Source organism: Amycolatopsis sp. WAC 04169, from assembly GCF_003947535.1.
Lineage (GTDB): Bacteria > Actinomycetota > Actinomycetes > Mycobacteriales > Pseudonocardiaceae > Amycolatopsis > Amycolatopsis keratiniphila.
The window spans coordinates 38,609-62,989 of the sequence record NZ_QHJI01000002.1 but is presented as its reverse complement, the minus strand read 5'-3'; the positions used below and the strand labels follow the sequence as shown (position 1 = coordinate 62,989).

General features: G+C 69.7%; 25 protein-coding genes. 11 read left to right on the top strand and 14 right to left on the bottom strand.

Going from position 1 to position 24,381, the window contains the following annotated elements; all coding sequences use genetic code 11:
- Positions 1-370: 370 nt before the first annotated feature.
- Positions 371-1,330, bottom strand: coding sequence for an NAD-dependent epimerase/dehydratase family protein (locus DMC61_RS05130; RefSeq protein ID WP_125687252.1), 960 nt, complete (start codon positions 1,328-1,330; stop codon positions 371-373).
- A 70-nt stretch (positions 1,331-1,400) separates the two neighbouring features.
- Between DMC61_RS05130 and DMC61_RS05125 the strand changes: the two genes are divergently transcribed.
- The 3 genes from DMC61_RS05125 to DMC61_RS05115 are packed head-to-tail and all read left to right on the top strand — an operon-like array spanning position 1,401 to position 4,052.
- Positions 1,401-2,288, top strand: coding sequence for a polysaccharide pyruvyl transferase family protein (locus DMC61_RS05125; RefSeq protein ID WP_233594706.1), 888 nt, complete (start codon positions 1,401-1,403; stop codon positions 2,286-2,288).
- Complete coding sequence (locus DMC61_RS05120) at positions 2,285-3,157, top strand: glycosyltransferase family 2 protein (RefSeq protein ID WP_125687249.1); 873 nt, start codon at positions 2,285-2,287, stop codon at positions 3,155-3,157. The genes DMC61_RS05125 and DMC61_RS05120 overlap by 4 nt, the downstream gene beginning before the upstream one ends.
- On the top strand, positions 3,147-4,052 hold the full coding sequence (locus DMC61_RS05115) for a glycosyltransferase family 2 protein (RefSeq protein WP_125687248.1): 906 nt from the start codon (positions 3,147-3,149) through the stop codon (positions 4,050-4,052). Before DMC61_RS05120 ends, DMC61_RS05115 begins: the two co-directional genes overlap by 11 nt.
- Positions 4,053-4,072: 20 nt before the next feature.
- Here the strand turns inward: DMC61_RS05115 and DMC61_RS05110 are convergent, their stop codons facing one another.
- The 4 genes from DMC61_RS05110 to DMC61_RS41355 form a co-directional block, all read right to left on the bottom strand.
- Entirely contained in the window at positions 4,073-5,290 is a 1,218-nt protein-coding gene (locus DMC61_RS05110) for a glycosyltransferase (protein WP_125687246.1), read from the bottom strand.
- A gap of 29 nt (positions 5,291-5,319) precedes the next feature.
- Positions 5,320-6,285: a glycosyltransferase gene (locus DMC61_RS05105; protein WP_125687244.1), complete on the bottom strand. Its 966-nt coding sequence runs from the start codon at positions 6,283-6,285 to the stop codon at positions 5,320-5,322.
- Positions 6,286-6,313: 28 nt separating this feature from the next.
- Positions 6,314-6,745 carry a DUF4383 domain-containing protein gene (locus DMC61_RS05100; protein WP_125687242.1) on the bottom strand — a complete coding sequence of 144 codons (432 nt, stop codon included), beginning with the start codon at positions 6,743-6,745 and terminating at the stop codon, positions 6,314-6,316.
- Between the two features lie 61 nt (positions 6,746-6,806).
- Positions 6,807-6,944: a hypothetical protein gene (locus DMC61_RS41355; protein WP_167337769.1), complete on the bottom strand. Its 138-nt coding sequence runs from the start codon at positions 6,942-6,944 to the stop codon at positions 6,807-6,809.
- A gap of 574 nt (positions 6,945-7,518) precedes the next feature.
- On the opposite strand from DMC61_RS41355, the gene DMC61_RS05095 reads away from it, so the two are divergent.
- On the top strand, positions 7,519-8,211 hold the full coding sequence (locus DMC61_RS05095; RefSeq protein WP_125687240.1) for a methyltransferase: 693 nt from the start codon (positions 7,519-7,521) through the stop codon (positions 8,209-8,211).
- Positions 8,195-8,410: a CDGSH iron-sulfur domain-containing protein gene (locus tag DMC61_RS05090; protein WP_016333547.1), complete on the top strand. Its 216-nt coding sequence runs from the start codon at positions 8,195-8,197 to the stop codon at positions 8,408-8,410. Before DMC61_RS05095 ends, DMC61_RS05090 begins: the two co-directional genes overlap by 17 nt.
- Here the strand turns inward: DMC61_RS05090 and DMC61_RS05085 are convergent.
- Genes DMC61_RS05085 through DMC61_RS05075 form a run of 3 tightly spaced genes read right to left on the bottom strand, consistent with a single transcriptional unit; the run spans position 8,378 to position 12,018 of the window.
- Positions 8,378-9,388, bottom strand: coding sequence for an iron-containing redox enzyme family protein (locus DMC61_RS05085; RefSeq protein WP_125687238.1), 1,011 nt, complete (start codon positions 9,386-9,388; stop codon positions 8,378-8,380). The genes DMC61_RS05090 and DMC61_RS05085 overlap by 33 nt on opposite strands.
- 18 nt (positions 9,389-9,406) lie before the next feature.
- The gene (locus DMC61_RS05080; protein WP_125687236.1) at positions 9,407-10,504 is read right to left on the bottom strand and encodes a glutamate--cysteine ligase; all 1,098 of its coding nucleotides are present in this window, start codon (positions 10,502-10,504) and stop codon (positions 9,407-9,409) included.
- A complete protein-coding gene (locus tag DMC61_RS05075; protein ID WP_125687234.1) occupies positions 10,504-12,018 on the bottom strand; it encodes an FAD-dependent oxidoreductase in 1,515 nt (504 codons plus the stop codon). Before DMC61_RS05075 ends, DMC61_RS05080 begins: the two co-directional genes overlap by 1 nt.
- A 74-nt stretch (positions 12,019-12,092) precedes the next feature.
- Between DMC61_RS05075 and DMC61_RS05070 the strand changes: the two genes are divergently transcribed.
- The 4 genes from DMC61_RS05070 to DMC61_RS05055 all read left to right on the top strand — a co-directional run bounded on the left by DMC61_RS05070 (position 12,093) and on the right by DMC61_RS05055 (position 16,926).
- Positions 12,093-13,391 carry an acetyl-CoA carboxylase biotin carboxylase subunit family protein gene (locus DMC61_RS05070; RefSeq protein ID WP_125687232.1) on the top strand — a complete coding sequence of 433 codons (1,299 nt, stop codon included), beginning with the start codon at positions 12,093-12,095 and terminating at the stop codon, positions 13,389-13,391.
- Positions 13,392-13,394: 3 nt separating this feature from the next.
- A complete protein-coding gene (locus tag DMC61_RS05065) occupies positions 13,395-15,419 on the top strand; it encodes a CocE/NonD family hydrolase (protein ID WP_125687230.1) in 2,025 nt (674 codons plus the stop codon).
- Entirely contained in the window at positions 15,406-16,329 is a 924-nt protein-coding gene (locus DMC61_RS05060; RefSeq protein WP_125687228.1) for an alpha/beta hydrolase, read from the top strand. The genes DMC61_RS05065 and DMC61_RS05060 overlap by 14 nt, the downstream gene beginning before the upstream one ends.
- A gap of 150 nt (positions 16,330-16,479) precedes the next feature.
- Positions 16,480-16,926 (top strand): DUF6098 family protein, encoded by a 447-nt coding sequence (locus DMC61_RS05055; protein WP_125687227.1) that lies wholly within the window; start codon positions 16,480-16,482, stop codon positions 16,924-16,926.
- Between the two features lie 108 nt (positions 16,927-17,034).
- On the opposite strand, the gene DMC61_RS05050 is transcribed toward DMC61_RS05055, so the two are convergent.
- Positions 17,035-18,123 (bottom strand): glutamate--cysteine ligase, encoded by a 1,089-nt coding sequence (locus tag DMC61_RS05050; RefSeq protein WP_125687225.1) that lies wholly within the window; start codon positions 18,121-18,123, stop codon positions 17,035-17,037.
- A gap of 72 nt (positions 18,124-18,195) precedes the next feature.
- On the opposite strand from DMC61_RS05050, the gene DMC61_RS05045 reads away from it, so the two are divergent.
- Entirely contained in the window at positions 18,196-18,555 is a 360-nt protein-coding gene (locus DMC61_RS05045; RefSeq protein WP_063271501.1) for a hypothetical protein, read from the top strand.
- Between the two features lie 10 nt (positions 18,556-18,565).
- Here the strand turns inward: DMC61_RS05045 and DMC61_RS05040 are convergent, their stop codons facing one another.
- Positions 18,566-19,504 (bottom strand): universal stress protein, encoded by a 939-nt coding sequence (locus DMC61_RS05040; protein WP_125687223.1) that lies wholly within the window; start codon positions 19,502-19,504, stop codon positions 18,566-18,568.
- A gap of 146 nt (positions 19,505-19,650) precedes the next feature.
- Between DMC61_RS05040 and DMC61_RS05035 the strand changes: the two genes are divergently transcribed.
- On the top strand, positions 19,651-19,998 hold the full coding sequence (locus DMC61_RS05035; RefSeq protein WP_233594705.1) for an STAS domain-containing protein: 348 nt from the start codon (positions 19,651-19,653) through the stop codon (positions 19,996-19,998).
- A gap of 4 nt (positions 19,999-20,002) precedes the next feature.
- Here the strand turns inward: DMC61_RS05035 and DMC61_RS05030 are convergent, their stop codons facing one another.
- From DMC61_RS05030 to DMC61_RS41115, 4 genes are all read right to left on the bottom strand, one after another.
- Positions 20,003-21,253 carry a CdaR family transcriptional regulator gene (locus DMC61_RS05030; RefSeq protein WP_125687219.1) on the bottom strand — a complete coding sequence of 417 codons (1,251 nt, stop codon included), beginning with the start codon at positions 21,251-21,253 and terminating at the stop codon, positions 20,003-20,005.
- 22 nt (positions 21,254-21,275) lie between these two features.
- Positions 21,276-21,623, bottom strand: coding sequence for an STAS domain-containing protein (locus DMC61_RS05025; protein WP_233594704.1), 348 nt, complete (start codon positions 21,621-21,623; stop codon positions 21,276-21,278).
- A 216-nt stretch (positions 21,624-21,839) separates the two neighbouring features.
- A complete protein-coding gene (locus DMC61_RS05020; RefSeq protein ID WP_125687215.1) occupies positions 21,840-24,017 on the bottom strand; it encodes a tetratricopeptide repeat protein in 2,178 nt (725 codons plus the stop codon).
- 183 nt (positions 24,018-24,200) lie between these two features.
- Complete coding sequence (locus tag DMC61_RS41115) at positions 24,201-24,359, bottom strand: hypothetical protein (RefSeq protein WP_158634078.1); 159 nt, start codon at positions 24,357-24,359, stop codon at positions 24,201-24,203.
- Between the last annotated feature and the right edge of the window lie 22 nt (positions 24,360-24,381).

Genomic DNA, 24,381 nt, shown 5'->3' with positions numbered 1-24,381 from the left:
TGGACGGACGACACACGCCCAATCCGGAACCGGCCCCGAGCCGTCCGCCTGGACACGTGTGTCGTCCATCTGATCACAGGTGTCGGCCATCCAGTCACGCGCCGACGGGGCGGGGGAGTCCTCGGCGTGACCTGAGCCGCCCTCGACGATGTGGGAATTGGGACACGCGACGTCCTGATTCCTACATCGTCAACACCCGGCGCGGGAGATGTCCGGGCCCCGGCGGGCCGGTGTCGGCGAGTGGGAGGATTTGGGCCGTTGGACGTCCCAAATCCTCCCCACTCGGCAAGACTTTGATCAACGGAGGAATGAGGACGTTGAGTGTCCCTAATCCTCCGTTGATCAAGCTGCGAGACGCCACTCACCGAGGTCAGGCACCGACGGCCGGATACGGACCCGACCGCTGCCGCGTGAACCAGGCGACCGTGCGCGGAAGTCCTTCCGCCAGCCCGATCTCCGGCTCCCAGCCGAGTTCGCGGCGGGCGCGGGAGATGTCCGGGCACCGGCGGGACGGATCGTCGACCGCGGCGTCGATGTATTCGATCCGGGAAGCGCTGCCGGTGACGGCCAGGATCTCCTCCGCGATCCGCAGCACGGTGAGTTCGTGCGGGTTGCCGAGGTTCACCGGGCCGGGCACATCGGAGCCGGCCAGCGCGATCAGGCCGCGGACGGTGTCGTCGACGTAGCAGAGCGAACGGGTCTGGCCGCCGGTTCCGGTCACGGTGAGCGGCGCGCCCGCCAGCGCCTGCCCGATGAACGTCGGGATCATGCGGCCGTCGTCGGGACGCATGCGAGGGCCGTAAGTGTTGAAGATCCGCGCGATCCCGGTGTTCACGTCGCGCTCCCGGCGCATGGCCGAAGTGAGCGCCTCGGCATATCGCTTGGCTTCGTCGTAGACACTGCGCGGGCCGATCGGGTTCACGTGCCCCCAGTATTCCTCGCGCTGCGGATGCTCCCGCGGATCGCCGTAGACCTCGCTCGTCGACGCGAGGACGAACCGGGCGCCGTCGCGTTCGGCGATGTCCAGCGCCCGTTCCGTGCCGTACGAGCCCGCGCGCAGCGTCTCCAGCGGAAGGCGGAGGTAGTCACGCGGCGAGGCCGCGGACGCCAAGTGGAAGACGACGTCGAACGGGCCCGGCGCGGTCATCGGCCCGGTGACGTCGCGGGAAAGGAGCCGGAAGTCCGGGCGGTCGAGCAGATGCGCCACGTTGACGGTGTCGGCGGTGGCGAAATTGTCCGCCGCGACGACCTCCGTGCCTGCTTCCAGTAAGCGTTCACACAGGTGCGAACCGACGAAACCCGCGCCCCCGGTCACCAGCGCTCTGTCCATGGCGACGGACTACCCGGAGCGGGCCCGGGAAAAACCGTGTGAACCGGGACATGCCGGGTAAGTGTCGAATATGCGTGCATTGGTTATCGGCTGGGCCAGCTTCCGCCACGGTGAGGCGACCGCTGGGGACGTGCTCAGCATGCGCAGGGTCGACGAGGCGTTGTCCACCATGGGATTGCCGCACGATCTGGCGTGGAGCCCGGTCTACCGGCAAGGGGAGGTCAATTACGAAGAGGTGGATCCGGCCAGGTACAGCCACGTGGTCTTCGTCTGCGGGCCTGCCCACGGATGGCAGGTCCGGGAGGTGCACCGGAGGTTCGCCCATTGCCGCCGGATCGCGGTGGGGGTGTCGGTGATCGACCCGGACGACGACACGGTCCGGGACTTCGACGAGGTGTTCGCGCGGGATCGGGACAAGGTCGGCACGCCGGATCTCTCCCTCGGCGCGCCGACCGACGAGGTGCTGGTGACCGGCGTGATCCTGGCCCCGCAGCAACGGGAGTACGGCGATTCCGGTCGCCACGCGGAGGTGCACGCGTCGGTGCGGGAATGGATCGCCGGGGTGGACTGTGCCCGGGTGCCGCTCGACACGCGGCTGGCGTCGTCGGATTGGGAACGCTGCGAGACACCGGACCAGTTCGCGTCGATCCTGTCGCATCTGGATGTCGTGGTCACGACGCGGCTGCACGGCCTGGTGCTGAGCCTTCGGGCAGGGGTGCCCGCGCTGGCCATCGACCCGGTCGCGGGAGGTGGCAAGGTGACCGCCCAGGCCGACGCGCTCGGCTGGCCCGCGCTCGTCCCGGCCGAAGAAGCGGGTGATCATGAAGCACTCGACTCCTGGTGGCGGTGGTGTTCTTCGGTGCAAGGCCGGGCGGTGGCGGCGCTGCGCGCGCTGCCCGCCGACAACGGGCTCTTGCGGAACATGGTGAAGGCGCTCAAGACCAGGCCGGTGCGATGAGCGCCGCGGCGACGACGGTGGTGATCGCCACCCGCGACCGGGCGCCGGAACTGGAACGGACCTTGCGACAGTTGACCGCGTTGCGGCCGCCACCGCCGATCGTCGTGGTGGACAACGGTTCGTCCGACGGCACGGCGGCCACCGCGGCCGCGTTCGACAGCGTCCGGGTGGTCCGGTTGCCGCGCAACATCGGTGTGGCGGCGCGGAATCTCGGCGTCGCGGTGGCCCGGACGCCGTATGTCGCGTTCAGCGACGACGATTCCTGGTGGGCCGAAGACGCCCTCGCCGAGGCCGAACGGATCCTCGACACCCACGACGACGTCGGCTTGGTCGCCGCGAAAACCCTGGTGGGCGAGGAAGAACGCGAGGATCCGGTCGTCTCGCTGATGGCCGCGAGCCCGCTCGGCCGGCCCGAGGGGCTCCCCGGGCCGGCCGTGCTCGGCTTCCTCGCCTGTTCCGCGATCGTCCGCCGGACCGCGTATCTGCAGGCCGCCGGCTTCCATCCGCTGCTGCGTTTCGGTGCCGAGGAGCGCTTGCTGTCCTACGACCTCGCGGCCCGCGGGTGGTGGCTCTGCTACGCGGAGGAGGTGCGTGCGCACCACCATCCCTCTCCGGTGCGGCCGTCGCCGTCCTGGCGGGAACGCGCCGAACTCCGCAACCGCATGCTGATCACCGTCATGAGACGGCCTGTGCGCCGGTGCCTCACCGAGGCGGGCCGCGCGCTGGCCAGGGTGCCGCGGGAGCCACACGTGCTCGCCGCGCTCGCCGGTGTCCTGCGGCGCTTGCCGCGGGCGCTCGCCGACCGGCAACGACTTCCCGCTTCGGTGGAACGCCGGATCCGGGTACTGGAACACGCCCATGGAGGATGAAGTGCAGGACCGGATCACGGTCGTGGTGATCACGCACAACCGTCGCGCGCAGCTGCTGGAGACGCTCGCCTCGATGACCGCGCTGCCCGACGCGGCGCCGATCGTGGTGGTGGACAACGCTTCCACCGACGGTACGGCGGACGCCGTCGAAGAAGGGTTCCCTTCGATCCGGCTGATCCGCGCGCCGCGGAACCTCGGCGCCGTCGCGCGCAATCTCGCCGTCCGTGAAGTGGACACGCCGTATGTGGCCTTTTGCGACGACGACACTCGCTGGCAGCCCGGATCCCTGCGCCGCGCCGCCGACCGGCTCGACGCGTTTCCCGGGCTGGGCGTGGTGACCGGCCGGTGCCTGGTGGAGCCGTCACTGACCGAGGACCCGATCACCCCCGAGCTGCGCCATTCACCGGTCCCCGGCCCGGAATGGCTGCCCGGTCCCGCTCTGCTGGGTGTCATGGCGGGCCTGTCGGCCGTCCGCGTCCGCGCGTTCCACGACGTCGGCGGCTTCTCCGACCGGATGTGGCTCGGGGGAGAGGAGGAGCTGTTCGCCCTCGACCTCGCGAGCAAGGGCTGGTGGATGTGCTGGGACGAGGAGATGGTGATCCATCACGCTCCCTCGACCGTCCGCGATCCGCGCCGGCGCCGTCAGCTGGGCATCCGCAACACGCTGTGGACGTTGTGGCTGCGGCGCCCGCTCGGCAGTGTCGTACGCCGGATGGTGACGGTGCTGCGTTCCGCACCGCTCGACCGGGCGACGTTCGCGGCGGTGGCGGAGGCGATCCGGGGGATCCCGTGGGTGATGCGGGAACGCGCGGTGGTCCCGGCGGCGGTCGAGCGCGGGCTGGTCCTGCTGGAGGAATCGCAGCGGAACTCGGTGGCGCGCCGGTACGTCGGGTGACGTACCGGCGCCAGCCGACCTCAGGAAGGCGAAGCGGCAGCCGCCACTTCCGTTTCCCCGGTCAGAACACGACCGTAAGCGCGCAAGGAATCCGATGCGACCCTGTCCCAGGAGTACCGCGCCCGCACCCGGTCCGCTCCGGCGAGCCCGAACGACTCGCACAACGAGGCGTCACCGAGGAGGCGCCGCAGCGCGGCCGCCAGCTCGACGGGATTGCGCGGAGGGACCAGCATCCCCGTGACCCCGTCGACGACGGTGTCGGTCAGCCCGCCGACGGCGGTCGCCACGACCGGGACACCACACGCCATCGCCTCCAGCGGCACGATGCCGAACGGTTCGTACCAAGGGGTGCAGACCACCGCGTCGGCGGAACGCAGGAGCGCCGGCATCTGCTCGCGCGACACGAGCCCGGGCAGATGTACGCGGTCGGCGACGCCGACCCGGTCGGCGATCGCCCGCAACCGCCGGACCTCCGGCGCCTTGGCGAGCGGACCTGCGTCCGGGCCGCCCACGATGACCAGTTCCGTGTCCGGGAGCGAGGGCAGCGCGGCGATGGCGAGGTCGAAACCCTTGCGCGGGACCAACCTGCCGACGCTGACGATGCGGCGCCGAGCGGTCCGGTGAGCGACACCACCGTCCGGGGTGAACGTGGTCAGGTCGACTCCGCAGGGGACGACGGAAGCACGCGAACGCGGCAGCCCCATCCGCACGAGTTCGAACACCTCGTCCGAGCACGTCGCGATCACGCGGTCGGCCTGTTTGGCGATCATCCGCTCCAGCCGGATCCGCTCGGGCGGGCTCGTGTCGGCCTTGCCCTGATAGCGGCGTTTCACCACCCCCAGCGCGTGAAAGGTCTGGGTCACCGGGATGCCGAGATCCTTGGCCGCGAGAATCGAAGCCAGGCCGGACATCCAGAAATGCGCGTGGACGACGTCCGGCCGGTCCTTGGCCCAGCGGGACCGCAGCACCCGGCCGAATTCGCCCATATGCGGCAGCAGCTCGTCTTTGGGCAGCTTCTTGGCGGGCCCCGCCGGAACGTGGACGACGCGATAGCCGTCCGGCGTCTCGACGGTCGCCGGGACACGGCGGTTGTCGCGGCGGGTATAGACGGTGACGTCGTGGCCCTGCCTGCTCAGCGCGGCGGAAAGCGCCGCGACGTGGACGTTCTGACCCCCGGCGTCGGCTCCGCCCATGGCGGCGAGCGGGCTCGCGTGCTCGGAAACCATCGCGATCCTCATCGGGCTCCTTCCCTCCGCCTCCGGCGGAATCAAGCGGTCACCTCGGCCAGCAGGGCGTCCCAGCGGGTGAGGAACGCGTCGAGCCCGTAGTGGCTCACGGCGAACTCACGCGCGGTTTTCCCCGCCAGCACGGCGAAATCGGGTTCGTGGACAAGCTCGCGGTATGCCTTCGCCAGCGCCTTGATGTCGGTCGAGACGGCGCCGGCGTCCGGCGGGACCGCGTGTACCGCTTCGGTGGTCGCCAGCGCCACGACCGGCATGCCCAGATGCATCGCTTCGAGCAGCGAGAGGCCCAGCGACGTCCACCGCGCGGTGTGCAGGTAGACGCGTCGCCGGGCCACTTCGGCGTGCAGCTCCCCGCTCCGCAGATCGCCCCCGGGACGCACCGCGGGGTGGCGGCCGTCGAGCTCTTCGGCACCGATCCCGTAGACGTCGACCGGCGCGATCTCCGCGAAGGCGGGGAGCAGATCGGTTCCGGTGATCCGGCCCCGCCGCACGGGCTCGTTGATCAAGGCCACGCCGTGGGGCAGCTCCCCGGTGTACCGCTCACCGGGATCTGGGATCCCGTGCGGGACGACCACCGTGGGCGCGAGACCGGAGTCCCACATCAGTTCGTTGAAATGGGTCACGTGGACCAGCGGGATGTCGTCGCGCTCGGCCAGCGGATGCCGAGTGGTGGCGGCGTGCTCCCGGGGCGTGTTGTGCTCGACGTAGACGGCGGGCACTTCCTTGCCGGGACGGCGGCGCAGCCACCGCGCGGCCAGATGGATCTCTTCCGGCCGTTGGAGGATCACGACGTCGATGTCGAGATCCTTCAGTCGGTCGACCGGAACCTCTTGGGCGGAGGGCCAGTTACGGCCGCTGAGGCCGCGGCCCCACGGTCCGCCTTCGTCGAGAAGCGGCAGGAAACAGTGGTGGCCACCGCGGACGAAAGCCTCGGTCCAGGAGCCGTGCACATGCCACAGGAGAATCCGGAGCGGGGCCGTTTTCGTCATACCCGCCAGGTTGCCCGTTGTGGACGGACTAAACGTTTTCCCTTGTCTTACTTTGCTTCCGCCGGGAAACGCGAGTGGAGGCGACGCCGACCACGAGCGCCAGGAAGGCGGTCACCCCGTGCAGGACGTTGTCGGCCCAGTTGAGATTGACCGCGTCGCCGGCGGAATCGGTCCCCGCCGAGAGGACGCCGAAGGCGGTCAAACCGGTGAATGCCACGAAAGCCAGCCAGCTGTAGGCCGGGATCGCGGAAGGTTTGAACGCCGCGACCAGACCGAGGACGCCGATCACGGTGCGGATGACGTCGAGCATGCCTGTCGCACTGAAGATCCATATCGTGTTTTCGCCGACCTCGTTCGCCTCGGGGAGGAAGAAGAAGCCGAGCACACCCAGCACGAGATGGACCAGCGCGATGACCAGCACCACCGGTCGCAGAAGGAAGCCAGTCGTACGTAGGTTCATCGGAAAGCCTCCGTTTCGCCGCAAGCTGACCGGGTACCCCTTGGAGCCGCCGTGAAACGCCTCATTCACCGGACTGCGGGTCGGTGTCGTCGTGCGGGTCGCCGGACGACGTCCCCTGCTCGCCCCGGATCTCTTCGCGGTCTTCCTGGTCCAGTTTCTCGCTGTCGGTGGAATCGCCTTTGGCCGGACCGGTGTCCATGAGAGTCTCCTTCTTTCGGTTTCCTCGGGGTTACCCGCTTTCTCGCGTTCTAGTGATAGGTGGGTCGAAGTGGTGGCGCGTGGCGTTCGGCGTGACTCGCGTGATCAGGCGCGTAACTCGCGTGACTGGAGGCGACACTCGGTGTTCCGCCGCTGATCACGTGAGTCACGGCTTCGATCACGTCGGACGCTCGCCGCGGCACGGTCGGGCGTGGAGGATTTGGGACGTTGAATGTCTCCATTCGTCCACACTCGAATCACCTGCCCGGACGAGGGTTGGCTGCTCGGCGTCGCCAGGTGTCGACGATGTGGGAATTGGGACGTTCAACGTCCCAATTCCCACATCGTCGAGGGGCAGCTCGGGTCTCGGAGCTTGATCAACGGAGGATCGGGGACGTTGAGTGTCCCCGATCCTCCGTTGATCAAGGTCATGCTCAGTGGGGAGGATTCCGAAGGTAAGCAAATGCCGGTCCACCAGAACCCGAAACGACACTCACGACCAACTGGACCACTGTGGACGTTTGGCACCGCACGGCCGGGGTAGCCGGGAGCAACTACGGCGAACCGGAGGGGACATGACCGCGATCTCCCAGGCAGCAACGATTCCACTCGCCCCGGCGCGGCCATGGCTGCTGCGGCCGCCGGGGGTCTACCGCCCGCAGCACGACACCTGGTTGCTGGCAAGCGCGTTGAGCGCGGCGGGAATCCCCCGCGAAGCGAAAGTCCTCGATCTCTGCACCGGCACCGGCGCACTCGCGTTGACGGCCGCGGCGCACGGCGCGAGATCGGTGACCGCCGTGGACATCTCCCGGCGGGCGCTGGCCGCGGTGTGGGTCAACGCGCGGCTGCGCCGGCTCCCGGTGCGGCCGCTTCGTGGCGGTCTGGTCGAGGCGGCGAGCGGCGGACCGTTCGACGTCGTGCTGGCGAATCCGCCGTACGTTCCCTCGCCCGTGCCCGCCACCGGGGCCGCGCGGGCGTGGGACGCCGGGCCGGACGGCCGGATCGTCCTCGATCAGGTCTGCGCCCAGGCGGCCCGGTTGGTGGCGCCGGGCGGTTACCTGATGATGGTCCACTCCGCGGTTTCCGGCCCCGACAGGTCGTTGACGCAGTTGCGGGCGGCGGGAATGACACCGTCGGTGGTCGCCACCCGGTCGATCCCCTTCGGACCCGTCATGCGGGCGCGGGCGGCCTTCCTCGAAGCGGCGGGCCTGATCGAGGCCGAGCAGTGCCATGAGGAACTGGTGGTGATCCGTGCCGACCGGACGTAGGACCAGGGTCCGGCTCGAACCCGGCGGGCCCCTCCTGGTGGAGGGGCCGGTCGAGGTCGTCACCGACGACGGCGAGACGGTGACCTCGGATCGCTTCGTGGTCGCCCTCTGCGCTTGCCGCCGCAGCAAGCGCTACCCGTTCTGCGACACGAGCCACCGCCGCCGGTCACGGCAAGGGATGCAACGGCCTGAGCAGTGAGCTCTCCCCGGCTGACCAAGCGCCCAGCAGGTGCTCGGTCAGCCGGGTTTCCAGCAGGTCGGTGGCCTGGATGCCCAGCGCGATGTCCGCCGCCAGCCCGGGTTCCCGGTCGAGCAGATCGCCGACGACGTCGTGCCGCAGCACCTGTTCGTGCACCGCGTCGGCCTCGATGTGCTCGGCGTAGAAGTAGCGGCATTCCGGTGCCGCGCCGAGGCGTTCCAGCGCCTGGTCCATGCGCCGGGCGGCGGGCGCGGTGGTGATCTCGGCGGCGGCGAAATGCCCGACGAGCGCGCCGCGCAGGCCCCGGTGCAGCCCGAACAGCGACATCATGTTCACCGTCGCGAGCATGCACGCGGGAACGTGATCGAGGTAGGCGAGGTAGCCGTCCGACAGGCCGGCGGCGGTCAGCAGATCCCCGAACAGCCGGGAGTGCGCCTGATCGGCCCGCCCGCCGCCGAATTCGTCGAACTCCACGGCGACCAGCGCGGCCTTGGCCCTGCCCCGCAGCCGCGGGATCACCCACGCGTGGGGATCGGCCTCCTTGAGGTGGTAGATCGACCGCTGCGCGAAGTACTCCTCGACGTGCCACCATTCGCCCTCGTCGCGCAGGAAGTGGGAAACGCCGCCGCCGTCGACCGGTTCGACGAGCAGCTCCTCCAGCAGCCCGCCGACGTCGTCCCCGCCGGGTACGGCGGCGCGGATGCCGTCGAGGAACACGTGCTCCAGGACGGATCGGAAGGCGAGCAGCCGGGAATCCCACTCCCACTCCGAATCGACACCGTCGAAGCCCTGGTAGTGGAGCTCGTAGCAGACGTGCAGCGCCAGCTGGAGGTCTTCACCGAACGGGTCGGCGCCGGTCGCCACTTCGGGGTCGAAATCGTCTCGGCGTCCGCCCGCCAGGGTGTCCACCACGGCGGCGGAAAGCGGGCCGCGGATCTCGGGCAGCCTCGCGGCCACGTCACGGTCGATCGTCGTCATGCCGCGCGGGTACCCGATCTAGGCGTGCGGAACCGTCTCTTCGGTCAGCATCCGCAACACCGCGATCTCGCCGTCGGCGGCGGCCCGGCGCTGCCGTTCGGCGCCGGTGCCCTCCTGTTCCAGACGGCCGAGCAGGGTGCGGACGAGGTCCGCGTCTCCGGTGTCCTCCAACGCCTGCTTCGTATGTGCCAGCAGCGCGGCGACCCGGTCGCCCACCGGGACCGGTTTTCCCGCCACCGGGTCGACGGCCGGTCCCGAAAGCCCGTGACGCGCGGCCGACCACACGGCCGCGGCGGCGATCTGCGGATCCAGCGGCGTGGCCTCCACCCCGTGGTCCAGTTCGGCGAGGGCGGTGCGCACCAGAGCGCGCGTCAGCAGCCCCTGCAGGACGGCTTCGTCGACGGTGGACGCGGTGTCGGCGGCGCGGACCTCGACCGTCGGCCACCGCGCGGACGGCCGGGCGAGCCAGAAGGTCTGGTTCTCGTCCACCAGGACCCCGCAGTCCACCAGTTTCCCGACCTGTTCCTCGTAAGCGGCGGCGTCGGCGAAGTACGGGGCGACCCCCGACCCGGGGAACCGGCTCTGCTCCACCATGCGCCAGCTCTCGTAGCCGGTGTCGCGGCCGCCTTCGAAGGGCGAGTTGCCCGACAACGCCAGCAGCGTGGGTAGCCATTCACCCAGGTGGTTCACCACGGCGACCGCGGTCTCCCGGTCGGGCACGCCGATGTGCACGTGGCATCCGCAGGCTTCGTAGGCTTTGACCACGCCCGCGTACAGCGCGTCGACCTTGCCGAACCGGTCGGGGGCGTCGAGGTCGCGCTCGGGTGAGGGACGCGGGGGAGTGCCGGCGGCGATGATGGCACAGTCTTCGCCCGCGGCCGCTTCGGCGAGCGTGCGGCGTCCCGCGGTCAGCTGCTCGTACAGCTCGTCGGCGGTCTCGCAGACGCCGGTGGCGGCTTCGATCTGGGTCGGCCGCAGTTCCCGGTGGACCGCCGCACCGTCCGGCAGCGGACAGCAGAGCCGGTGCCGTTCGAGCACGGCGTCGGCCCGGGGGCAGCTCACCCCGGTCCTGGGATCGACCAGCAGGAATTCTTCTTCGATGCCGATACTGGTCATCACCGCTCCCGCTTCTTCGGCAGCGCGCGCACGGCCGGCCCCTGGATCACCGACCCGTCCAGGCCGAACCTCGAACCGTGGCACGGGCAGTCCCAGGTCTTCTCCGCGTTGTTGAACGCGACGAGGCAGCCGAGATGGGTGCAGTGGGCGCCGACGGCGTGCAGTTCGCCGCCCGGATCGCGGTAGGCGGCGACGAGTTCGCCGCCGTCCCGGGTCACCTTCGCCTCGCCGGGCGCGAGCTCGTCCAGTGAAGCGGGTTTGCGCAACGCGCTGAGATGGTCGCCCACCAGGAATTTCGCCACGGTGGCGTTGTTCTCCACGGTCGAGATCGCCGAGCGGAGGTCGAAGCGGTTCGGGTCGTACAGGCCCGCCGACGGATTGTCGCGTCCGGTGAGCAGATCCGCGAGGAGCAGCCCGGCCGCGGTGCCGCCGGTCATCCCCCACTGGCCGAAGCCGGTGGCGACCCAGAGGTGACGGCTCGCCGGGTGATAGCGCCCGACATACGGTACGGAGTCCAAAGTGGACAGATCATGCGCGGACCACCGGTGGGTGACCCGGTGCACGCCGGCGTGCTCGCCGGCCCACGTGGCCAGCCGCTCGTAGCGGCTCTCGACGTCGACGGAGTCGCCGACCCGGTAATGCTCGCCGCCCACGACCGCGTAAGGGACACCGTCGTTGAGGTAGCTCCGCACGGAGTGGTGGGTGTCGGCGTCCAGGTACATCCCTTCGGGCGGGCGGTTTCCCGCGACCGGTCCGGCGACCACCAGATCGCGCACCGGATCGAGCCGGGCGAAGAACAGCCCGCGGTCGAACACGGGATAGTGGGTCGCCACCACGACGTCACCGGCGCGCACGTCACCCGAACTGGTGCGCACCTTGGTCCCGCCGAGTTCGTCGAGCCCTTCCGCGCGTACCCCCTCGATGATCGTCCCGCCCGCGCGCTCGATTTCGGCGGCCAGCGCGAGCAGCCAGCGGCGCGGATGGAAATGCGCCTGCGACGCGAACTTGACCGCGCCGACGGCGGGCACGTCGAGGTCGACCTCGGTGACGTAAGTGGCCGGGAGACCTGCCTCGGCGGCCGCTTCCGCCTCCCGTTCGAGGCTTTCGACGGTCTCGGGCCTGGTCGTGTAGACGAAACTGTCGGAGCGGGTGAACCCGCAGTCGATTCCGAGCTCGGCCGTGGCCGCCGCGATCCAGTCGAGGGCGGCCGCCTGCGTGTACGCGTACATCGCGGCGGCTTCGGTGCCCTTGGTCTTGGCCAGCGTGGCGTACTTGAGCCCGTGCTGGGTGCTGATCTTGGCGGTGGTGTGGCCGGAAACCCCCGCGGCGATACGGCCGGCCTCCAGCACGAGGACCGAGCGCCCGGCCCTCGCCAGCCGGTACGCCGTGGTGAGCCCGGCGATGCCGCCGCCGAGAACGGCGACGTCGACCTCCGGCGGCAACGGCGTGCCGGTGCGATCGGGAGCGGGGGCCGTGTCGAGCCACAAGGAACGCGTGCCGGGCAACTCCGTCATGGGGGCCGGATTCCCAGGGGGCGGGGCGGGCAAACCCTGGTTTTCCGGCCCATCCGAGCGGGTAGCACTGGCCTATGACCACATCCTCCAGGCACCCAGAGGAAAAGAACATCTTCGTCATCGGTCTCGACGACTCCAATGACGAGGTGCTGAGACGAATCCCCGGCGCCGGCAGGTATCGCTTCCACGCGCTGCTCTCGCCGGAGGAGCTCCAGCACGGCGAGATCCCGATCGTCGAACTCGTGGAGAAGGCGGAGGCGCATTTGGACGCCTTCGATGGACAGATCGACGCGATCGTCAGCTATTGGGACTTCCCGTCCTCGACGATGGTGGCGATGCTGTGCGAGAAGTACGGGCTCCCGGGTGTTTCCCTCGAGGCGGTGCTGAAATGCGAGCACAAGTATTGGAGCCGTCTCGAACAGGCGAAGGTGATCGACGAGGTGCCGTCGTTCGGCATCGTCGACCTGGACGAGGACGACCCCCGCCCGCCCGAGGGTGTCGACTACCCCATGTGGCTCAAGCCGGTCAAATCGTTCTCCTCGGAGCTTGCCTTCCACGTCGCCGACGACGACGAGTTCGACAAGGCGGTCGCCGAGATCCGCGCGGGCGTCGACCGGGTCGGCAAACCCTTCGAGCGCGTCCTCGCCACGGTCGACCTCCCCGAAGAGGTGGCGAACGCCGGTGGGGCCGCGTGCCTTGCCGAAGGGGAGCTCAACGGCGTGCAGGCCGCGACCGAGGGCTATGTCTACAAAGGACAGGTCACCGTCTACGGTGTGCTCGATTCGATCAACTATCCCGATTCGACGTCCTTCCTGCGGCATCAGTACCCGTCGCAGCTGCCCGTGGACGCCGTCGAGCGGATGAAGGAGATCTCCGTCCGGGTGATGGAGCAGATCGGCTTCGACAACGCGACGTTCAGCATCGAGTTCTTCTGTCATCCCGAATCCGGGCAGGCCTGCCTGCTGGAGATCAATCCGCGGCATTCGCAGTCCCACGCGGAGCTGTTCGAGTACGTGGACGGGGTGGCGAATCACCAGATCATGGTCCGGCTGGGCCTGGGGCAGGATCCCGGTGCGCGACGGAACCGGGGCGACTACCGGATCGCGGGCAAGTGGTATTACCGCCGCTTCAGCGACGCGCTGGTCACCCGGGTGCCCACCCGCGCCGAGATCGCCGACCTGGAGGCGGAGATCCCCGGGGTGAAGATCGAACTGGTGGCCGAGAAGGACGTCCGGCTCTCCGATCTGCCCGAACAGGACAGCTACAGCTACGAACTCGCGCACATCTTCGTGGCGGCGCAGACCGAACGGGAGATGGAGAGCAAGTACCGGCGGTGCACCGAGGCGCTGCGGTTCGACTTCGAGGAGGGATAGCCCATGCGGACGGTGGCTTCGCTGCCGTACGAGATCACCGAGGAGGACCATGTCTGGATCCCGGTTTCCGACGGCGTCCGGCTGTCGGCCCGTATCTGGCGGCCGGTCGCTTCGGACGGGGAGCCGGTCCCCGCGATCCTGGAGTACATCCCGTACCGGCACCGTGATCTGACCTCGGTGCGGGACTCGGTGCACCATCCGTACCTCGCCGGGCACGGCTACGCGTGCGTCCGCGTCGACATCCGAGGTTCGGGGGAATCGGAGGGGATCCTCGCCGACGAATACCTCGAACGGGAGCAACTCGACGCCGAGGACGTCCTCGAATGGATCGCCGCGCAGCCATGGTGTTCCGGCCGGACCGGCATGATGGGCATCTCCTGGGGCGGTTTCGCCGCCCTGCAGGTGGCGGCGCGCAAACCGCCGAGCCTGAGCGCGATCGCGATCTCCTCGTTCACCGACGACCGGTACTCCGACGACATGCACTACATGGGTGGTTGCCTGCTGTCGGACAACATCGCGGAAGCCTCCACGATGTTCGCCTACGCCACCTTGCCGCCCGACCCGGCGCTGGCGGGGGAGCGGTGGCGCGACCTGTGGCACGAACGGCTGGAGAACTGCGGTCTGTGGGCGGGGGAATGGCTGAGCCACCAGCGGCGCGACGATTACTGGCGGCACGCGTCGGTCTGCGAGAACTACAGCGACGTGCAGGTGCCCGTCCTCGCCTCCAGCGGCTGGGCGGACGGGTACTCGAACGCGGTCTCGCGGCTGCTGGCCAATCTCGACGTGCCGCGGCGCGGGCTGATCGGGCCGTGGTCGCACAAGTACCCGCATCTCGGACGGCCGGGCCCCGCCATCGGGTATCTGCAGGAACTGGTCCGCTGGTGGGATCACTGGCTCAAGGACGTCGAAAACGGCGTCATGGACGGGCCGATGCTGCAGACCTGGATGCAGGACAGCGTGCCGCCGTCGACCTCGTACGAGGATCGCCCAGGCCGCTGGGTCGGGGAGCCGTCCTGGCCTTCGCCGCATGTGCACCCGTCGGAGCATCGGCTCGCCCGGCACCGGATCGCCCGGCCCGGCGAGGAGGTCCCGGCGGAGGACCTGCCGGTGGAATCGCCGCTTTCGGTCGGCCAGTTCGCGGGCAAGTGGGCTTCCTACAGCGCTCCGCCCGACCTGCCGTACGACCAGCGCGAGGAGGACGGCGGCTCGCTCGTCTTCGACACCGACGAGCTCGCCGAGCCGTGCGAGATCCTCGGTTCGCCGGTGGTGGATCTGGAGGTCTCGGCGGACAAGCCGGTGGCGCAGGTCGCCGTCCGGCTGTCCGATGTCGCACCGGACGGCCGGGCGACGCGAGTGACCTACGGCCTGCTGAACCTGACCCACCGGGACGGGCACGACGAACCGGAGCCGCTCGAACCGGGCGAGCGATACCGGGTGCGCGTCGAGCTCAACGCCGTCGCGCAGGCTTTCCCCGCCGGGCACCGGATCCGCCTGTCGATCTCGTCGTCGTACTGGCCGCTGGCGTGGCCGCCGCCGGAACCGGCAAGGGTGACCGTCCACACCGGACAGAGCACGCTGACGCTGCCGGTGCGGCCGATGGCCGAAGCGGACGAGGTTCCGGCGCGGCCGTTCGGTGAACCCGAAGGCACGGAACCACTTCCGGCGACCCAGGTCGAACCAGGCGAGCAGCGCTGGACCGTCTCCCGCGACCTGATCGACTACCGCTCCGCGCTCGACATCGTGAAGAACGAGGGCAAGGTGCGGTTCGAGGACATCGACCTGGACGTCACGAGGAACGTGTTCGAGCGGTATTCGTGGGTGGCCGACGACTTCTGTTCACCGGTGGCGGAGACGGCGTGGTCGATGACGTTCGCCCGCGGGGACTGGTCCGCGAGGTCCGAGACCCGGACCCGGGTTTCGTGCACTCCCACCGAGTTCGTGATCGACGCGCAACTCGACGCCTTCGAAGGCGAGCGAAGGACGTTCTCCCGCAACTGGCATCGGACGGTTCCCCGTGATCAGGTCTAAGACGAGTCTCACGGCGAAGTCGCTGCTCGCGTGGCTACGCCTCACCAACCGGAAGCGGACGTACGCCGAACTCGAACGATTCCGCCGGAGTATCGAGAGCAGCCAGGCGAAGGGCGACCAGGGGCCGATCCGCTCGATCCGGCGCCGGTTCGACGTCACGCGGTCCGAAGTGGACGGACGACCTTGCTACACCATCCGCCCACGCCGCGGCGGGGTCGGCAAACACGTGCTGTATTTCCACGGCGGTGCCTACGTGCATCAGATCCAGCATGACCACTGGCGGTTCTTCGGACGGCTGATCGACCGCACCGGCTGCTCGGTCACCGTGCCGATCTACCCGCTGGCCCCGGACCATCACTGCCCGGAGACCACCGCGTTCGTGCGCCGCGCCTACGACGAGTTCGCCGCGGATGTCGAGGTGGAGGACCAGATCGTGATGGGGGATTCCGCCGGCGCGGGGATCGCGCTGGTGCTCACCAAGGCGTTGCGGGACGAAGGCAGGCCGGTGCCGAAGGAGACCGTCCTGCTGTCGCCGTGGCTGGACCTGACGATGAGCCATCCGGCGCAACCCGCGCTGGACGAGCGCGACCCGTACCTCGCGCTCACCGGCCTGAACGAGGCGGCGAGACTCTACAGCGGACCGTTGCCGCGCACCGATCCCAGGCTCAGTCCCCTGTCCGGCGATCTTTCCGGGCTCGGGGCGCTGACCGTCTACATCGGAACCAAGGACGTTCTCCTCGCCGACGCACGGCGCCTCCATACGCTGTGCACCGAGCAAGGAGTGCCGCTGAGCTACCACGAGTACGAGGGCATGATCCACGCGTGGATGCTGGCCTCGATCCCGGAGGCGAAGCTGGCGTTGGAGGAGATCTCCCATCTCGTGGATCGATCGCTCGTGAAATCGGTGTAGCCGCGTGATGAGCGGGTAACCGGAAGACAACGGATGGCGTAGCGAGGTTGTGCGTCCGCCGTCCGTGAGGTGGACCGGCGTGGGCAACCCCGGCGGGGCAGGGACGCCGGCGCGCCGGTCACCGCGTCCACCTTTCGCCTGGAGTGCTCGATGGAACGGTTGGAGTCACTGGGAGACCTCGCCGCGCTGGTCCGGCGGCGGGAAGGCCTGTACGTGCGATGGGCGCCGACTCCGGAGCATCGTCCCGGCACGAGCCGGGACGAACTCACCGGAGCGGAACTGCCCGGGCTTTCGGTGAATCCCCTCGATCCCGAACCCTGGTGGCGGGATCGGCCGCTCGAACTCTGGCTGGCCAGGCGGCTCTACGACTACTGCCACCTCAGCCACGAACGCCGTCGTGAGACCAAGCCGTGGGTGCTGGCGGGCCGGGTCGTGGGCTCGGGCCCGGACAACGAGCCACTGCTGACCGACCCCGAACCCGTCGCACGCATCTCCACCGCGGTCCTCGGCGAGGCGCGGGAACTGCTACGGGACCGGGCACAGCAGAACGCGGACTGGGGTCCGCTGCGCCGCCCACCCGAACTCGGCCGGACCTGAAGACCGCACACGCGTGATTGGAGCCGTAACTCGCGTGATTGAAGCCGTAGGTCACGAGTTACGGCTCCAATCACGCGAGTTACGGCTTCCATCACGCGAGTTCGGCCTTCAATCACGGGCGGGGTGGACCGCGAGGAGGTCCACCACGTCCTCCGCGGCCCGCCGTTTCTCGAAGCGAGCCCGTTGCCGATCGGCGCCGGCGCCCTCGGCGGCCAGCCGAGCGCAGCCGTCGCGGACGAAGTCGAGATCTCCGGTCTCGGCCAGCGCGCCGGCGGCGAACGTGACGACGTCGTCGAGCACCTCGCTCGCCGGGGCGAGATCTCCGGTCCGGAAATGCGGGCAGCGGCCGGAGAGCCCTTCCCGCGACGCGCGCCAGGTCTGCGCGCGCAAAACCTCGTTGGACAGCTTCGGAGGACGTTCCTCCGAGGCGAGGATCGTGCCGACCAGGCCGCGGATCAGCACCCCGTAAAGGACCGCGTCGCCGACGGTGGCCGCGACGTCGCCGAGCCGGAACTCCACCGTCGGCTGTTTCTCGGAAAGCCGCACGTCCCAATAGACCATCGCCCGGTCGAGGATGGCGCCCGCCCGGAGCCAGGCATCGACGATGCTCTCGTAGTGGTCCAGCGAGCCGAACCGCGGCGGCACGCCCGCCGAGGGCCAGCGGTTCCATTGCTGGTAACGCCAGCTGGCGTACCCGGTGTCGTATCCGTCGCAGATCGCGGAATTGGCGGTCACGGTCAGCAGCGCGGGCAGGAAGGGCCGCACGTGGTCGATCACCCGGATGCCGGTTTCCCGGTCGGGGATGGCGATGTGGACGTGGCAGCCGCAGGTGTGCGACGTCCGCGCGGTCGCCCCGAAGTGTTCCGACATCCGCTCGTACCGCGGATTCGGGGTGATGGCGGGCAGCACCGTTTCCGCGAGCGGTGCGCTACCGCTGGGCAACAGGCGGCAGCCTCGCCGTGCGGCGGCTTCGGCCAGGTCGGTGCGCAGGGCCGTCAGCTGCCGCTCGGCCTCCTCGCGGGTCGTGCAGATACCGGTCGCAGATTCGGCCTGCGAGCGGGTGAGCTCCTGCTGGAGTTCACCCTCTTCCTCGTCCGCGGCGTCCACGACGGCGTCGCCCGCCGGGGAAAGATGACCGTCCCGGTCCACCACGAAGAACTCTTCCTCGACCCCGAAGGTGAGTACGTCCTTGTCCACAACCGCTGATACCCCCGGGCCGTTCGGCACAAACTTGGTTTTCGCAGGTCGCGGACGGGGTATTCCAGGACAATGAGTCCGAAGTCGCAGGAGCCTCCGTATCTGCTGGCCGCACAGGCCGGCTCGGTCGTGCGTCACCTGCAGAGCAGCCTGCGGGCGGGTGAACCGGCCTCGCCCGCGGACCTGTGCCGGACCATCGGGGCGTTGCAGCAGCTCGCCGACGACCTCACCCAGGTCCTGCCCGGCCTGCAGGGACAGCTCGAAGAATGCCTGCTGGCCGGCCGGGTCGGCGCGGGCGACACGGCCGGTGAGGCCTGGGACAAGGTCGCCGACGTCGGTTACGCGCTCGCCCAGGCCCGCACGGGCGGCCTCTTGATGGCCGCGGAGCTCCGCGTTTCGCGGCGCACGCTCGGAGAACTCGCTTCTTCGTGAGGCGCCGGGCTCAGCCGACCGGCTGAGCCCGGACCACCGCCACCGGGCAATGCGCGTGGTGCAGCGCGTCGTCGCTGACCGAGCCCAGCAGGAGCCGCCGGAGATCGCCGTGATCGCTCCGGCCGAGCACCAGCAGCGCCGCTTCGCTGGATTGCACGGTCAACGCCTGCGCGGCGGGCCCCACCCCGTGCACCATCTCCACGGCGACGTCCGGGTAACGCTCCCGCCACGGCTCGAGCTGACGTCCGACGAGCTCGTCGGCGACTTCCTGGGGAAGACCTGGTGCCGGATCCAGCACCGGCCCGCCGAGCAGCGGCTCGCTCGCCGGACCCCACAGCGGCATCCGCGCGACGTGGACCGCGTGCACGGTGAGCCCGTGCCGGGCCGCGAAGTCGAAGGCGAACCCGGCCGCCTGCGCGCTCTGTTCCGAGCCGTCGGTGCCGAGGATGACCGGCCCGCCGGGAGGCGGCTCGTCCCCGCGCACGACCACGACGGGGCGCCCGGCGGTCTTGGTCACGCCGGATTCCGTCGAGCCGAGGACGGCCCTGGTGAACAACCCCGTATGGGATTCGCCGAGCACGATCATCGCCGCGTCGACCTCGTCGGCGACCGAGGTCAGGACCTGCTCCGGGATGCCGCCGCGCACGGCCGTGCGGACGTCGAGGCCCGGGTCGGAGCGTTTCAGCGCTTCGGCCATCGAGGCGAGCTGCCGCCGGGCGGGTTCCACTTCCGCGGCTTCGTCGGCGGCCTGGGGGACCGCCTCGTTCAGCGGCGTCGCGACCGGGTCCGACCCGGGTGGCGGAAGGCGGTCGTGGGTGCAGTACGCGAGGATCACGCCGAGGCCGCGGGTCTTCGCCTCGGCGACCGCCCAGCGGACGGCACGGCGGGCCTCGGGCGATCCGTCGAAACCGATCACCACCGGCCCGTGGCCGGTCTGTTCAGCGGACATGGGACATCACCTCCGACCCGCTGGTGGTACCCGCTTTCCGCGGGCTTCAAGCGGACGCCGTTTCGCCGGACCGCGTGCCTGGGTACTTCTCACGTATGACTTCCCTGTCAACGCCTCGCGCGCTTGACAAGAAGCGCGCCTTCTCAGTGGCCTCCGAACGGCGGGCACTCGAAGAACAACGGGTTCGGCTGCGGCTGCACGTGAGCAGGCCGACCAGGGAGACCACCGTCGTCAAGATGAACGGACAGGTCGACCTCGGGACCGCGCCCCGCCTCTGGGAGATGCTCGATCAGCGGCTGCACGGCAGTGGCACCACGGTGATCGTCAACCTGTCCGAGCTCGAGTTCTTCGGGGTGTCGGGTATCCGGGCGCTCGAACGGGCGCAACTGCTCGCCGACGAAACGGGAACGGACCTGTTCATCTTCGCGGGTGAATGCCGGTCCGCCTGCCGCCTGCTCGGACTCTGCCCGAGCGGCACCCTCCACGTGCTGTGACGCGTCACAAGGGCTTGGGCCGGATGGCGGCGCGGGCCGAAAGGGCCGCGTTCAGCAGGGCGATGTGTTCGAGCCGGGTGGGGTCCAGCCCGGTGAGATCGGCGATCCGCCGCAGCCGGTAGTCGACCGTGTTGGGGTGCACATGCAGGGCCGCGGCGGTCTGACGGCGGCCTCCCCGGTCGAGGAAGGTCTTCAACGTCTGCAGGAGCTCCTCGTTGCCGTCCAGCGGCGTCAGCCGGGTGGCCAGCCGGTCGAGCGCGGGGCCCGGGCGCGAAAGCTGGTACTCGAGCAGGACGTCGTCGAGCCGGTACAGCCCGGGTGGCCGCCCGGATCCGATGGCGACCGCGAGCACGTCCTGCGCGACCCTCACCGCGGCGGGCACACCGGACGGCTCGGCCGCGGCGGTCCCGGCGATGACCTCGGCGCCCGCCGTCCGGGCGACGTCGGCGAGGACCCGTTCCAGCCGCACCCAGTCCCTTGTGGACAGTTCGTCGGCCGCGGTTTCGTGCGGTAGCAAGGCGAGCCCGCCGTCCGGCGTGAGCGAAGTCAGGACGGTCCCCCGGATCTGGCGCTCCAGTTCGACCCGCAGCCGCCGGAGTTTGCGGCGTCCGGCGACCAGCGGGTCGACCCCGTCGACCTCCTCGTCCGGATGCGCCCCGACCGACGCCGCGAGGACGATGTAGCACGGCGGCAGCCGCAGGCCCGCCTGTCCCGCCGCGACTTCCGCGGGCTCGCCGTCGAGCAGCGCGGAGAGCACCGTGTGCCGCGCCGACCGCTCGTCGTCGAACATCGTCCGGCGTTCGTCGAGGTAACCGGCGCCGACCGCGGGCGTGACCACCTCCAGATAGCGCAGGGTGAGCGCGTTGACGGCCAGGACGTCGGCGACCTCGTCCGGCCGCGCGTCCGGCGTCACCGACGCCCAGACCACCTGGATGCCGATGTGGTACGCGGTGAGCACGATGTCGATCGGGATGCCCTCCTCCGCGCGCCGGGCCGCCGATTCGCGGAGGAAGTCGAGTTCCGGCCGTGACGGCGTGGCCCCGGTGCGCAGAGTGTCGATGAAGGAACGCAGGTTCTGCTCGATCACGTGCGTGATGTCGCCGCTGAGTTCCTCGGCGGGCAGCAGGCCGTACTCCGGGATCCTGAGGACGATCTCGGAGAGCACCGTCTTCGCGAGCGAAGGCAGGACTTCGGTCAGCCGCTCCGCCAGTGGACGGCCGCCGATACGGAAGCCTGGATCCTTGTCATCCGTCACAACCGCCCATCATGACAGCTGGTCAGTGCGTGAGCACGTCCCGTGCCGAATCGAGGGTCGGGTGCACGGTGAGGACCGCGTCGAGGCCGAGCAGCGACATCGGGCGCAGCAAGGCCCGCTCCTGGGTGACCAGGATGAACGGGACGCCGGCTTCCTCGGCGTTCGCACGGGTCTGTACGAAGACGGTGAATCCGGACGAATCACAGAAGGTGACCGCGGACAGGTCGGCGATCAGCACCCCCGGCTTGAAGCGAAGCTCCTCGTCGAACGCCTTGCGCAGGTCGTCGGAGACGCTGAGATCGATTTCACCGGAAACGGTGACCACCGTGTCGATGGCGGAAGCCGTGATCGAGATGTCGAGAGGGGACACGAACCTTCGTGTCGAACGGGGCGGGTCGGATGCGGGAGCGCGGTAGTCGGTCAAGTTGACTCCTTGCCGGTATGGGGGCCGGCTGCTGCCCATGGGCATGCCGGACCCGAAAAAAGGGATCCGGCGGCTGGTGTCTGAACCGCGACAGGCCAACCGTAGCAGCCTCGCGGCCCCTTACGCCGGTTGAGCGATTCAGGACACCTCCGACCTCGGCTGTCACGCCCTCCGCACCCGGGCTTCGCCGACCATCACCCGATCGAGGCCGGGATGGTTCTCGTCGGCGCGATCCCACAGGCCGGCCGCCAGCTCTGCGGAGCCTTCAGCGGCCGCGACGTTGCCGAGGCCGGTGTAGGCGCGTGCGGTTTCGTACCGGCTTCCGCAGGCCTCCGCCCGGTCCGCGGCGGCACGATAGGCCGAGGCGGCCAGGTCCCGGCGCCCGGCGTGGTACCAGGCCCAGCCCAGGCAATTGAGCGCCATGGCGGCGTCGAGGTCCAGCCCCAGTTCGTCGAACACGGCCAGCGTGCGGGTGGCGATGGCGGCGGCCTCTTCTGACCGCCCCAGCGCGGTCAGCACCAGTGCGATCCCGCGCTCGGTGATCGCGGCGTTGCGGCGATTGCCGTCGCGGACGTAGAACGCGTGCGCCTGCCGGAGATTCCGCAAGGCGTCGTCGTGGTGGCCCCGGTAATGCTCGGCCCAGCCGTTGTGCGCGAGGGTGGTGGTCTCCCCGTGCCCGTCGCCGATCCGCCGGAACAGCGCGAGCGCCTCGCCGTAGCACGCCGAAGCCTCGTCCAGGTCGCCGCGATCGACGTGCGCGACCCCGAGGTTGGCGGTGGTGGTGGCCAGCGCCCACGTGTCCCCGAGCGCTTCTGCGGACGAGCGAGCCCATCTATGGGTCTCCAGCCAGGGGTCCCAGAGTTTGGCCACGAAGAAGAAATCGCGCAGGAAGAAGGCGAGCTGCCAGCATCTCTCGTGCTCGCCGCGTTCACCCGCCCTCCGGCACAGGGCCACCAGGCCGGGCCATTCGGCGCGAAACCAGGACATCGCCATCTCGCCGTCGTCCAGCCTGGCCGGTTCCGGCACGCCGGGATCGAAGACGATCTCCGGGACATAGCGGTGCGGGGTGAGTTCCCGGTCGGCTCGCGCGGCGGTCCGCACCGCGAAATCGGCGAGCCTGCTGAAGGCTTTCATCCCGTCCTCCGCGTCGGTGAGCACGAATTCGGTGGCGAACGCGCGCAACAGGTCATGGAATCCGTAACGGTCGGAGTCCGGCTGGGTGAGCAGATGGGCTTCGTGCAAACGGTCCAGCAGCCGATCGGCCTCCCGGAACGGAAGCGCGCTCAACGCGCTCGCGGTATGGACGTCGACGTCGGTTCCGGGGTGGACGGTGAGCAGCCCGAAAAGTCGCGACTCGGCGGTGCTCAACTGCTGAACCGATAGGCGGAACGCGGCGGCGAGCGAACGTTCGCCGTCGTCCAGCTCGCCGAGGCGGGCCGATTCGTCCGCCAGACGCCGGTCCAGTTCCGCGACGTCCCACGCGGCATGCGCGCGAAGCCGCGCCGCCGCGATCCGGATCGCGAGGGGGAGCCGGGCGCAACGCCGGACCACCCTGGTGACCGCGGGCCCGGCGGGAACACCGGTGATCGTGGTGAAGAGATCCACCGCCGCGTCGAGCGGGAGCATGTCCAAGGAGACGTGCGTGGCGTCGTCGAGCGCGCTCAGCCTGGACCTGGAGGTGATCAGCACGCGGCATTTCGGTTCGGCGGGAAGCAGCGGACGCACCTGCGCCGCGCTGACCGCGTTGTCGAGCACCAGCAGCAGGCTGCGGCCGCGAAGCCGGGACCGGTACAGCGCCGCGCGATCGGCCGGTTCGGCCGGGATACGGTCCGCCGGGACACCGAGCACGCGCAGCAGCCTGTCGTGCACCGCGGCGGGTTCGCCGGCTTCGTCGCGCAGGTCGACGAACAGGCAACCGTCGGCGAAGCCGGATTCCAGCCGGTGCGCGCATCGCACCGCCAGTTCCGTTTTGCCGACACCGCCCATACCGGACACGACGCAGACGCCCCCGTCGGCTTCGAGCGCCGCGCGGATCGCGCGCAGTTCGGCCGTCCGTCCGGTGAAGGAGGCGGTCGCCGGTGGCAGGCCGGACGGTCTGACGTCCGGTCGTGTCCGGCGCCGCACGGGTTCGCCGGGCAGCAGCGGTTTCAGTTCCCCTTCCGCGCCGAGTTCCGTTTCGCACAACGCGGCGAGTGCCGGGTTCGGCGCGGAAAGGCCGGTCTCGACTTTACTGAGGTAACCCTTGCTGTAGTGAGTGCGGGCGGCGAGTTCGGTGAGCGAAAGGCCCGCCGCTTTGCGACGGCGGCGCAACTCCGCTCCGAACGTGGCTCTCTCGTTCATCGGCACCCATCCTCGTCGGAGGATCAGTATGGCCGTGTGGACGATGTTCCGGCAGTGGTTTCCGTCGGCCGGCCGGATCCGCGGATCCGGCCGGCCGACGCGTGCGCATTTCATGCCGGGGTCCTCAGCCGAACACGATGCCGAGCAGGGCCAGGATCAGGCCGATGGCGTGGGTCTGCATGGTCAGTCCACCTCCTTTCCGTGTGTGGCGACCCCGGGGGAGACCGGGTTCGCGGGCGCGGTTCCCACCGCGCTGCCGAGCGCCACTCCGATGAGGAGCGCGACCACCCACAGCCAGAAAGCGATCCGTAAGAGCAGCGAAAGCGAGCACTTGACGGTCATTCCGACTCCTTCGGTGAGCGCA